This window comes from Microcoleus sp. D2_18a_B4 (assembly GCF_036702475.1).
Classification (GTDB): Bacteria; Cyanobacteriota; Cyanobacteriia; order Cyanobacteriales; family Microcoleaceae; genus Microcoleus.
Window position 1 is genome coordinate 1 of sequence record NZ_JAUBTL010000024.1, and the last position, 12,339, is coordinate 12,339.

At 48.4% G+C, this 12,339-nt stretch carries 5 protein-coding genes and 1 pseudogene; 3 read left to right on the forward strand and 3 right to left on the reverse strand.

Going from position 1 to position 12,339, the window contains the following annotated elements; translation table 11 throughout:
• Positions 1-573 precede the first annotated feature (573 nt).
• Positions 574-717, forward strand: coding sequence for a hypothetical protein (locus QUB04_RS15625; protein ID WP_333285614.1), 144 nt, complete (start codon positions 574-576; stop codon positions 715-717).
• A gap of 24 nt (positions 718-741) precedes the next feature.
• Here the strand turns inward: QUB04_RS15625 and QUB04_RS15630 are convergent, their stop codons facing one another.
• From QUB04_RS15630 to QUB04_RS15640, 3 genes are read right to left on the reverse strand one after another with little or no spacing between them, the layout of a single operon-like run.
• Complete coding sequence (locus QUB04_RS15630) at positions 742-1,875, reverse strand: hybrid sensor histidine kinase/response regulator (RefSeq protein ID WP_333285616.1); 1,134 nt, start codon at positions 1,873-1,875, stop codon at positions 742-744.
• Between the two features lie 56 nt (positions 1,876-1,931).
• The gene (locus QUB04_RS15635) at positions 1,932-3,008 is read right to left on the reverse strand and encodes a response regulator (protein WP_333203212.1); all 1,077 of its coding nucleotides are present in this window, start codon (positions 3,006-3,008) and stop codon (positions 1,932-1,934) included.
• 3 nt (positions 3,009-3,011) lie between these two features.
• On the reverse strand, positions 3,012-11,651 hold the full coding sequence (locus QUB04_RS15640; protein ID WP_333285619.1) for a PAS domain S-box protein: 8,640 nt from the start codon (positions 11,649-11,651) through the stop codon (positions 3,012-3,014).
• Positions 11,652-11,936: 285 nt separating this feature from the next.
• Here QUB04_RS15640 and QUB04_RS15645 point away from each other — a divergent pair, with 285 nt between their 5' ends.
• The gene (locus QUB04_RS15645) at positions 11,937-12,113 is read left to right on the forward strand and encodes a hypothetical protein (RefSeq protein ID WP_333285621.1); all 177 of its coding nucleotides are present in this window, start codon (positions 11,937-11,939) and stop codon (positions 12,111-12,113) included.
• A 34-nt stretch (positions 12,114-12,147) separates the two neighbouring features.
• Positions 12,148-12,289, forward strand: a pseudogene (locus tag QUB04_RS15650) (IS701 family transposase); the annotation flags it as partial.
• Between the last annotated feature and the right edge of the window lie 50 nt (positions 12,290-12,339).

Genomic DNA, 12,339 nt, shown 5'->3' on the forward strand with positions numbered 1-12,339 from the left:
AACTGGCGTTTATTTTCTGGTGTCATGACCCTCCCAACGTAGGCTTCGGAAAGCCTTAACCTGCACGTTCGTTACTCGGGGTAGAAGTTTCTACTTCTGTCCAGATTTGGGTAGGTTTTTACGAACGGTTTTAGTGGTAGCGGGTGCAGATAAAGTGCGATCGCCCTCTTGCTGCAATTGTAGCTTGCACCAGAACTAAGTAAGTCGCTGGGAAAATTCGCCCGTATGTAACAAAAGATTAAGTAGGGTGATTCGAGTTAAATTTAATAGGTTGTGTAAGGTTGTGTACGGTTTTTTCTTTACCTTCCACCCCATGAATTACCGCAGAAGCAAGCTCTAATTCCGAGTCAAATATTTGTCCTGCTCGTTCATCTTTTTTGATGTGTTGCCATTCCCAGGCAAAGCAAATTTATTCCTTCTCATATCAATTCCGGCTGCGCCGGAATGATATCAAATCCGGTTGATCGACCGCGATTTTCGTAGGGGCGGGTTCACCAACAATACTTGCCAAGAATTGACAATCTCAAAAACCCGCCCCGACCGGGATATTATGGTTAATCAATCGGACATGATATGATATCAAATCCGCCCTTCATCGTCGGGCGTAAAGTCGAATCCCGATGCCAACAAATAATTCGCGCAATTTTCATTTTTTTGACTCACCGTCAACAGTCAACCGTCAACAGTCAACCGTCAACAGTCAACAGTCAACAATGATTCCGGTTGCACCGGAATCGATTGCTATTTGCCGACAATCGGCAGAGTGAGATGTACCGTTGTTTCCTTTTTATAGATGCTGGTAATTGAGAACTCTCCTCCTGCCAGTTCGACAATTTTCTGGACAATTTTTAAGCCGATACCGGTACCCTGCTGCTCATACTTCTTGCGCTCAAACTGCATGAAGGCACCAATTTTAGCAATTTGCTCCTCTGTCATGCCCTGCCCCGAGTCATGTACAGATAAATGTAGCATCTCCCCTAGGACTTGACTACTAACTTTAATGGTTGTCTCTGGTAAGGAGAATTTCAGTGCATTATCAATTAATTCATAGAGCAGCGTTGATAGATATCGCTCTGATAGAACGATCTCCGCTTCCTCAAGCGTTAACAACAGATCGTTGCTACGGTTGACCTTCAGAGCCTGGTATTTCAACTCGGCTTCAATGGCGGAAGCTGAAAATTGAGCTTGGCCAGATTCGATCTTATGCTGTTGACTTGCGGATAGTTCTAATCCTAAATAAATCAGGAATTTTTTCGCTAATGTTTCTAGGCGACGGGCAGAGTCATGCGCCCAGCCTAATATCTCACGGATTTGGGCGATATCCATGTTTTCGATATCGTCCTTGAGCAACCCGATCGTGCCTAAGATGCCATTGAGGGGCGTATTCAGTTCGTGGGATAGAGTAGAAGCTAAGTTGCCACGCAGCTCATTGAGGGTGCTTTCCAAGACACTGATGGTATTTTCTTGGATGTGGTATAAGTTCTGGATATTATCATACTGTTGCTTGATTCTGAGCATTGAATGCACGCGAGCACGCAGTTCAATAGCATTTACAGGTTTACTGATGAAGTCGTCGGCTCCGGCAGTTAGACAATAGGCAAGGTCGGATTTTGAGTTTAATGCTGTCACCATAATGATGGGAACGGCTTGCCATTTTGACATGGCTTTGATTTGCCGACAAATCTCGATGCCGTCTATTCCCGGCATCATCACATCCAGCAAAATAAGATCGGGATCAAATATGTCGAGGGATGCGATCGCTTCTTGCCCGCTGGCAGCATAATGCAATTGATAATCCTGCTCTGATAACAGGGTTTCAATCACATCAAAGTTATCCGGCTCATCATCAACAACTAAGATAGAAAATTGAGACATAATTGCCACCCTTTCAATAATGTAAGATTTTTATAATTTCATCTGATCCTCGTCAGCTATGCTGCCAAAGTGATTTCAAAAATGGCACCTTGTGGTTGGTTGTTTTTGACACAAATTTCGCCCCGATGTGCCTCAACGACCATTTTGCAGAAAGCTAAACCCAACCCTATTTGAGAGACATCCGACATCAGATTTCCAATCTCGTATTTCTCAAAAATTTTGTGCCTCAATGTATCAGAAACACCGGGTCCAGAGTCTATAACCTGGATTTTTGCCTTGCCCGATGTGAGGAATTCTACATTCACTATGATTTGACTATTGGGTGGGGAAAACTTAATGGCATTCGAGAGGAGATTATCCAGCATTCGATGTATCATGGTGGCATCAACCGAGACTTTTTTACTGTTTTTTTCTGGTAATTGAGCGACCAGCGACTGATTTTTTTGAGCAGCGATCGCTTCAAAATTTGATAGAGCAGACTTTACGAGATCGCACAGATAAACCTCTGTGTAATTGAGACGACTTTTACCGGATTCTAGTAAAGCAATTTGCAATAAATCATCAATTAATAGCTGTATTGCTTGTGCTGACGAGTAAATTATATCCAGTTGCCTTTGTTGTTGTTCTCTAGGATACTCTACGCTTTTTAGGATTTCCAAGCCAAGCAAGATACCAGCCAGGGGATTGCGTAAATCGTGGACTACCATTTTAACCATATCTTCCCGCAATTTGAGTAAGCTTTGCAGGTCGTCATACTGGTGCTTAATTCGCAGCATACAGTGAACTCTGGCACGTAGTTCAATAGCATTTACAGGTTTACTAATGAAATCGTCAGCGCCGGCAGTGAGACAATGGGCAAGGTCGGATTTTGAGTTTAATGCTGTCACCATAATGATGGGAACGGCTTGCCATTTTGGCATGGCTTTGATTTGCCGACAAACTTCGATGCCATCTATTCCTGGCATCATCACATCCAGCAAAATAAGATCCGGATCAAATATGTTGAGGGATGCGATCGCTTCTTGGCCGGTGGCCGCGTAATGCAATTGATAATCCTGCTCGTTCAAGAGAGTTTCAATCACATCAAAATTATTGGGATCGTCGTCAACGATCAAAACAGATGGTACATTCATGAATTATCTTGCCAGGGAAGTTAAAAGGTGTTGAATAGTGCTTGCCAATTGCTTCAGCTTAACGGGTTTGGTGAGGTAATCATTGGCTCCGGCGGCAAGACAACGATCGCGATCGGCAGTCATGGCTAAGGCAGTTAAGGCAACGATCGGCACATCGACTAACCTAGGATCGAGGCGAATCTGCTGCATAGCTTCTAGGCCATCCATACCAGGCATTTGAATGTCCATCAAAATTAGATTGGGGTTTTCCGACTTGGCCAGGGCGATCGCCTCCACTCCATTCTTAGCCAAGAGAATGCGATAGCCTTTAGCTCTCAGGTAGCTCGACACCGTACTGATATTGGCTTCGTTGTCTTCCGCCACCAAGATTAAGGGAGAGCCTTCCTGCTGTTCGGTCTGACTGGGTTCGATGCGGGCTTCGGTCTGAGATTCCAGGTCAACAGAGGATGGCGCACCAGTAGGGGCAGTGCCCCCGTGCCTGCCCTCGAATTCGATCGTGAAGCAACTTCCTACACCCACAGTGCTGGTGAGCAACACCTGCCCGCCGTGGAGTTCGACAATGCGTTTCACCAAGGCAAGCCCCAAGCCAGTGCCTGCATATTGACGATTCAGGGCGCCATCGATTTGGATAAAGGGCTGAAACAGTTTGTTAATATGTTTTGGGGCAATACCAATACCTGTATCGATGACGGCAATTCGCAGAGTCTCTTTGACCCAAAAATGGGGTGGGGAATCGGCAGAATCTGGGTCTGCCCGGCGCGGCCCGGCGCTCACTTCTAGGGTGATGCGTCCTCCGTTAGGAGTGAATTTTACCGCGTTATTGAGCAGGTTGATCAATACTTGGCGCATCCGCCGCTCATCAATCAATATGTCGGGCAGATTGAGTGGCACTTTAATCTCTAGCTGGATGCGTTTTTGTAGGGCTTGTTGTTTGATAAATGCCAGACTGGATTGACAGAGATGATTGATGGAAACTGGGGTGCAATCGAGATCCATTTGACCCGATTCAATTTTGGCGACATCCAAAATGTCGTTGATTAACTCTAGCAAGTGAGAGCTACTGCGATCGATGGTTTGTAAAGCTTTGATTTGTTGTTCATTGACGATGCCAAAGACTTGCTCTTGTAGCCCCTCGCTCATGCCCAGAATGGCGTTGAGGGGGGTGCGGAGTTCGTGGCTCATGTTGGCGAGGAATTCGTCTTTGAGGCGGGTAGCACGGGCCAGTTCTTGGTTAGAGACTGCCAGTTGTTCGTTGCGCTCGGTGAGTTGCTGCTGGGCTTGTTGCCGTTCGGTGAGTTCTTCCTGCAACTGCTCAAATAGGCTAGCTTGTTGAACCGCGATCGCCAACTGGTTAGCAATTTGTTGCAGGAGTTGCGCTTCAGACTCTTGCCATACTCGTTTTTCTCGGCAAGCATGGACGACTAAAGCCCCCCAGAGCTTGTTGGTTGGGCCAGGGGCAACCCCTCTATGGCTTTCGCTGCTTCGGACTTCTTGCAGGATAGGTGCAACCATTTTGGACTTGACTTGACCAACGCTTGCATATTCCACCAAGCAATTAGTCCCCATATCGGTCATTATATCCGGGACGATACGGGGCTTGCCCTGGGAATAGTGGTTGAGGATTTCTTGAGACCACAGTTGGTCGTCCCAGTGAAGGTTTTTGAGCGCGGGAAACTCGGTCAACACAGATTCTTCAACTATTTGACTTCTGCCATTGCCAAATAGCCGGATTACGATGATTCGATCGCCTTGCAAGATTTCTTTGACTTGCTGTGTCACAGTCGCCAAAATTTCCTTAATATCCAACGATTCGCGAATTTGCTGGGCGATCGCTCCCAAAGTTCGCTGCCGTTGCAGTTGTAAAGCGATCGCCTTTTCTGTTTGCTTGCGGATAGCCAGTTCTGATTGTACCTGTTCGTAGAGGTAAGATTGCTGAATGGCGATCGCTAATTGGTTAGCAATTTGTTTAAGTAAATTGATTTCCCACTCTTGCCATTGGCGCGGACGATCGCATTGATGAACAATCAGCAACCCCCAGAGGGTTTGATTCTGAATAATTGGAACTACGAGTTTGGCTCTGACCTGGATTTCTGCGAGGAATTCAACCAAGCAGGGTAAGATTGACTCGTTTTCATCTTGGCTATCGCTGAGGGCATAAACTCTTCCTTGGATATAGCGATCGTAGTTCTCTTCGGGGAAAACCTCTTCAGGGAAGAGGATATCTAGGAGCTTAGACGTATTTGGCGAAACTGATTCAGCAATGGCAGCCCCCGTCCCTTCAGGAAAAACCCGATAAACCAGCGTTCTGTCTGATTGCAAGAGCTGATGGATTTCCTCAACAGTGCTATTGAGAATCTCGTCCAGATTCAGAGACGATCGCATCCGTTTAGTAATCGCTCCGAGCAAACGTTCCTGTTTTGCTTGTTGTTGCAATCTCAGTTCGGCTTCTTTGCGATGGGTGATATCCTGAAACGTGCCTACCAGACCAATAATATTACCTGAGCAGTCTCGCAGGGGAGCCTTGTGGGTTTCGAGAAATATTGGTTTACCATTGGGTAGGGTTAGCGTTTCTTCGATCCCTAATATAGCTTCACCCGTTTCGATTAACCGCCGATCCATCGCACAATACTCGTTCGCCTCGACTTCTTTCTGGCAAATATCTAAATCTCTTTTACCTATACTTTCGGTCGTAGATGGCAAGCCTAGAGTTTTGGCAAACTGCTGATTGCATCCTAAAAAAACCGACTCTCGATTCTTCCAAAACACCGAAAGCGGGATGGTATCGAGTACCGTTTGCAGAAACTGCTGAGATTCTTGCAAAGCCTTCTGGGCCTGTTTGCGATCGGTGATGTCTACTAATACACAAATAGTTTGATCCTCTGAGCCTGGAAGAAGTGCGGCTCCCATCAGGACAGAAATCCGGCTGCCATCCTTACGGTAGTATTCCTTTTCCAAGGACTCGATCGCGCCATCCTGCATCAGGCGCTCCATCGCTACAACATCAGCGGGGAGATATTCGGGCGGGGTCATGGCATCCCAATGAATCATCCCAGCATTTAGTTCCTCCCTAGTGTAGCCAATCATCTGTAAGAAGCGATCGTTGGCATCGGTAATCTTCCCCTGAAAATCGGCAAACATCATGCCGCTCACACTGGACTCAAACACCCGGCGGAAGCGCATTTCGCTGCTTTCCCGGGCGAGTTCAGCTTGTTTGCGATCGCTGATATCCGATAAAATTCCCTGGATGCTAATCAATTCCCCTTCAGCATTTATAACGGGTGTGGGACTGCTTCTCACCCAGACATAATTGCCATCTCGGTGGCGAACTCGGAACTCATAATCACTTGACTTTTTACCACGTTTGAGATTCTCCCGATAATATGTAACCAGCAAAGAGCGATCGTCTGGATGCACCAGATGTAGAAACGACTCACCAATCCATGCACGCTCATCCCAGCCAAACATGGTCGTGAATTGCGGTGACACATAAGTGAGTATGCCATCGGGTTCACATGACCAGATCAAATCATTAGCCCCTTCTACCAGCCGCCGGAATTTAGCTTCACTCTCTGCTAATTGGGCTTCGATCTGTTTGCGATCGCTGATATCGCGGCATACACAAATCAATAATCCATCCTCTGTGAGGGTGAGGGATAGCCCTTCGGCAAAGGTAGAGCCATCTTTGCGGGTGGCGATCGCCTCTCCCTCCCAAGCGCGCTCGCGCCCCAGCACCGGCAAGACTTCCCGCTCAAACCGTTCTAACTCGTGTTGGGAATACAAAAGTTTCCAGGTTTTGCCCAGCAGTTCTTGGGGATGTTCGTAGCCAAACAGTGTTAGATGGGCTTGATTCACATAGAGGTAGGTCTCTCCTTGCATAATCGCAATGCCGTCGATCGCCGCCTCAATTGCCGCCAGTTGTCTTTTTAGGGTTTCTTGGGTTTGTTTGATATCGCTAATATCTGCAAAATAGCCAATAATCTCAATTGGCTGGCCTTCTTCATCTCGCAGCAGACGCAGCTCATCCCGTAGCCAAACGTAGTGACCAGCGCGATGCAAAAATCGATATTCATGCTGATGAGTGTTGTGTTCAAAGAGAGCGGATATATGTGCAAAAACCCTAGGGGCATCTTCTGGGTGAATATGGTTAGCCCAGAAGCCAGATTCCGATAAAAATTCTTCTGGTGTGTAGCCCAAAATGGCTTCGATATTTTTGCTCATGAAGGTTGCGTCATAGTCGCCATAGGGCTTACAGCTATAGATCATGGCGGGACTGGATGCTAGAAGAAATTCGAGGCGTTCTTTCAACAGGCGATTTTCTCGCTCTGTCTGTTGACGCTCAGTAATGTCTTGGATCAGGCCAAGCACATAGAGATGTTCATCATCCATCGATAGGATAGAGGTGGAAATGGAGATAGTGCGCCGCTTTCCATCTTGACGCTGGATTTCCCTTTCCAGAGCGATTAAGTTGCCCCTTTGTCGCATCTTTTTCAGGTCGGCAATCGTCTGTTTTTGAGATTCTTGATTATCCAGGTAAAAGCTGTGATACCACCCCAGACGGTTAATTTCTTCTAAGGTGTAACCCGTAATCGCTTGCATTTGCTGATTCCAGACTGTGAAGCACAGAAAGGGAAACTCCTCAACTTCATAGAAAACGCACAGCCCTTCTGTCATGTTTTCTACAATTTGTTGACGGAAAGTATTTTCCTGCCGAAGCGTTGCTTCGGCCAACTTGCGATCGGTAATGTCGAAGCGAATGGCTAGATACTGAAAAGGTCGCCCGCCTTCGTCCAAAAAGGGGACAATGGTGCTGGCAACCCAGTACAGGCTACCGTTTTTTGCCTGGTTGCAAATTTCACCGCGCCAAACATTACCGCTAGCAATGGTCTGCCACAGGTCTTGGAAAAACGCAGGGGGATGATAGCCAGAGTTGACTAGGCGATGGGTTTTGCCCATGAGTTCATCGCGGGAGTAGCCAGAGATCGCACAGAAGCGATCGTTGACGTAGGATATCACCCCGATCGCATCGGTGATGACCACAATGGCAGACTGATCCAAGGCCTGCTTAAAGGCTGATAATTCTTGAATTAACTGCTGTCGTTCGAGTTCAGCTTGTTTGCGATCGCTAATATCAAAGTTGAGGCCAATCATGCTCTGGGGATTGCCTTGGGCATCTCGCACGACGACAGCATAGGCTTTAATAAAGTGGAGGCTGCCATCGGGATGCAACACTCGAAACTCAGTATCAAATTCTGCCTCTCCTAAGACGGCTTGCTGGAGCAATGTTTCGGTGGCGGTGCGGTCTTCGGGATGTAGCAGGTTTGCCCAAAGGTCGTAAACCACAAGGGAATCAGATTGTTTTGTGAGACCGTACAGTTCGTACATCCGCTCATCCCACAAGACGGTGTTCTGTACAAGATCGAAGTCCCAACAGCCGAGCGCCCCTGATTTGAGCGCCAAACCGAGGCGATCCGATACTTTCTGTAGTTCTGCTTCTGCACGTTTGCGATCGCTAATATCTTTGGCGATGCCTAAAAAGCCGATAATTTGCTGATTGACATCCTTGAGGGCGCTGATGGATAGCGACACAGGAAATCGAGAGCCATCTTTGCGGATATAGCTCCACTCTTCTTCGCTGAGAAGACCTTGGCGTGCTTTGGCAACAAAAACCTCAAAGCCGGGGGGAATATTTTGCCCTAGTTCGGCAGAGAGTGATGGTGCGCGGTCAATAACCTCATTTGCATCGTGGATGAGTTCGGGCGTACCTTTGCCGACCACTTCTGCTGCACTGTAACCGAGCATCCTTTCGGCTCCAGCATTAAAGGTCTGGATGATGCCTGTTGGGTCAGTGGAGATGATGGAGTAATCAGCACCATCGAGGATGGCGCGTTGCAGGCTGTTGACTTGCCAAAGCTCTTGGGTGCGTTCTTCGACTTTTGCTTCTAGCTGTTGGTTTAGTTGGTACAGTTGTTGTTCGGCTTGTTTGCGATCCGTAACGTCTCGAATCATAAACAAGGCTTCATCTTCGCCGCTCTTGACAACTCTGACCTCTTCATATTGCAGGCGCGGGCCAACGTGCACCTGCTGTTCATAAACTTGCAGTTCTCCTGTGCTTAAGGCTTGCTCTAGGTGGTATAGATGTCGGGTCGCAATTTCTCCTGAAATAAGATCCACCATCGCCACACCAGGCCTATCGAAATCTGTACCGAGAAAGTCGAGCTGACGATTGGCTGTCACCCTCCCCCGATAAATACCATCGGCACCCATGCGAAACATGAAGTCTGGAACTGCTGCTAATATGGCTCGGCTCTGGGCTTCGCTCTGGATCAGGGCGGTTTCGGCAAGTTTGCGATCGCTAATGTCTGTAATAGCGCCTACATAGCCGACTACTTGCCCGTCTGCATCCAGTTCGGCAACGGACTGCCCATATACCCACGCCACAGCACCGTCGAGACGTTGAAAGCGATATTCGAGCCGGAAATGGCGATTTTCTTGGACAGATTTTTGCCATTCGACCGCGATCGAGTCGCGATCTTCGGGGTGCAGCCCTTGTCGCCATCCTTCCCCGATGGCGGCCTTTGGGCTGAGTCCGCTGATCTGACACCAGCGATCGTTAACATAGATGCAGTTGCCCACTGGATCGGTGCGGAAAATCCCCACTGGTGCGACTTCCACTAGGGTGGCGTAGCGTTCTTCGCTCTCTTGCAAAAAGGCTTCTGTTCGTTTGCGATCGCTAATGTCGGTAATGGTGCCTATAGAGCCGCTCCGATGTCCATTGGCATCGAGTTCGGCGACGCACTGCCCATAAACCCACGTTACTTCACCGTCGGGACGTTGAAAGCGATATTCGAGTTCAAAAGAGTCGTTACCTTGGATGAATTGCTCCCATTGGGCAATGACCCAATCGCGATCGTCGGGGTGCAGTCCTTCTTGCCATCCCTGTCCGATATTGGCTCCTGGTGTGAGTCCGCTGATCTGAAAGTAGCGATCGTTGACATAGGTGCATAGTCCCTCCGCATCGGTGCGAAAAATCCCCACCGGAGCGGCTGCCGCAAGGGCGGCGTAGCGTTGTTCGCTCTCGATCAGGGTGGCTTCGATCCGCTGTCGCTTTACCAGTTCCTTCTGCAATTTTTGGTGGATCGTGGCTTGTCCAATGGCGATCGCCAGATGCACTGATAAGGCTTGTACCAGTTCGACTTCTTCCGGTTGCCAGTCGCGGGCGTGCTGGCTTTCGCTGGCATTGAGCAAGCCCCATAACTCATCGCCACAGAGTAGCGGCACCAAAAGTTTGGCTTTTGTCTGGAGGCGGCTCAGCATCTGCCGATGACAGTCTGATATTTTGGCTGTGGAGATATCTGGTACGACGCGAACATATCCCTGACGATAAATCTCAGGATTGTCTTGGTTAAAGCAGGTCTCATTGACCCGTTCGCCCAACAGAGACAGGGACGAGTCGGTGGATTCTGCCACGACAATGATTTCTCGATCGGCTTCAAACCGCCAAATATTGACGCGAGCGCAGCCCAGCACTTGCCGCACCTGCTGCACAGTCGTATCCAAAATCGTTTGCAGGCTTAGGGACGAGCGAATTTGGGAGGCCAAGTCTGCGAGTAATTTCTCTCGTTTTACCTTGGTGTTGAGAGCGGCTGTCCGAGTTTCCACCTGTTGCTCGAGCTCAAGGTTGCGATTTGCCAGCAGGACCACCTTTTCCGCCTCTAGGCGCACCACCTTCTCTTCCCACTTCTGGACCAGCTTGTATAGCTCCAGCGGGTTGAGGGCTTGCAGCAAACTGGTCTGGGTGACAATACCCAGTAACTCCCCTTGTTCCCCTGTCACCGCCAACCGACGGATCGATCGCTGCTCCATGATCTGCTGCACAGTCAAGAGCGACTCTTCTGGCTTGACCTTAAAAATCGGTGTACTCATCACCGCTTCAGCCCGACAGGTTTCCATATTCAAGCCCAAGGCCTGAAATTGCACAATATCCCGCTCGGTGAGAATCCCCACTGGCATTTGTAGCGGTTCAGTAGAGATTCCGCCTGGGTGTACAATCATCACGGAACTGACGCGATGCTCTGCCATAAGTTGGGCGATCGCCAGTAGGGAAGAATCTGGCGCAGTACAAATCACTTCGCGGGTCATCACTTCTGCTACCATACGCAACCGCAGCAGGTCGAGCGGTCGAGATATTTGGCGCAGACTTTCGTGAGTCACTAGGCCCACTAGGCGATCGAGCTCGTCCAGGATGGGCAAATGGCGAATGTGGTGCTGCTGGAGCAGATTAATCGCAAAAAATAAATCGGTGAAGGCGGACTCGCGGAGGGTGACGACGCCGTGTGCCATCACCTCCCGGAGCGCTAAATTCTCCAAGGAACGCTGCTGGGCACTCAGCCGCACCACGTCTCGCTCGGTCAGTAAGCCGACCAATTGCTCGTTTTCCACTACCAACACGCAGCTCGATCGCGCCTCTATGTGGAGGTGTTCGAGTTGACCATCCGCCGTTCTAGCGGTGTTGCAGAGCGATCGCACGCCGCTCATTTGGGCGATCGCATCCATCACCGTCGTATCGGGCGAAACCACCAAGGGCTCCCGGATGATGGCAGTCCTGAGTTCTATTGGAGTGAGAGCCGTAGTACGACTGAACATGGGTTTATAGGGTTTTATTGCTGATTATTTTGTTAAACTCTTCGCCTTAAACACGTGAGCTGATAGCGTAGCGTGGGGCGAGCCCTACTACGGAGAAGAGTTACTTAGCTGCACGACATTATTTAAATATTATATTTACTTACAGTTCGCTTTTATCGGAAATGACTTAGGGAAATTCTGTAACTCTCAGGTAACGCTCTTTCATCACTTTCTTGAGATCATAAAAAGAGAAAGTGTCGTAAACCCTTTAGTGGACTAAGTGAAAACTCGGAGGGGAGCATCTCAATGAAAGCAGCAAAGCTCGAAATTGGAATTAGGAGTCAGGAGTCAGGAGTCAGGAGGAAAGAAGAAGAAGGAAGAAGGAAGGAGGAAGAAGGAAGGAGCCATAATAAGTGTTTTTACAAATATGAGATGCTCCCACTCGGAGAACACGCCGTAACGATAAAATTTGTTGACAATTGACGATTACTGTGAATTATACTGAGCATACAGAATACTATTCCCCGAAGTGAGAATTTGTGAGGCGTTTAATTACTTTCCTATGGGGATTTTCTGATATTAAGCGTAAAATACTACCAGCAATATCTCGTGTGGTGGGATTAAGCAATGAACAAAAACTCTTGCATTTTCTAAGCGAATTACTTGACAAGTATAACGATTGAGAGAGGCTAGGTTAAACCTTATTCTA

Excerpts from the sequence above, each read along its gene's own strand:
- QUB04_RS15640 (WP_333285619.1), bottom strand. The coding sequence starts at position 11,651 with ATGTTCAGTCGTACTACGGCTCTCACTCCAATAGAACTCAGGACTGCC.
- QUB04_RS15635 (WP_333203212.1), bottom strand. The coding sequence starts at position 3,008 with ATGAATGTACCATCTGTTTTGATCGTTGACGACGATCCCAATAATTTT.
- QUB04_RS15645 (WP_333285621.1), top strand. The coding sequence starts at position 11,937 with ATGAAAGCAGCAAAGCTCGAAATTGGAATTAGGAGTCAGGAGTCAGGA.
- QUB04_RS15625 (WP_333285614.1), top strand. The coding sequence starts at position 574 with ATGATATCAAATCCGCCCTTCATCGTCGGGCGTAAAGTCGAATCCCGA.
- QUB04_RS15630 (WP_333285616.1), bottom strand. The coding sequence starts at position 1,875 with ATGTCTCAATTTTCTATCTTAGTTGTTGATGATGAGCCGGATAACTTT.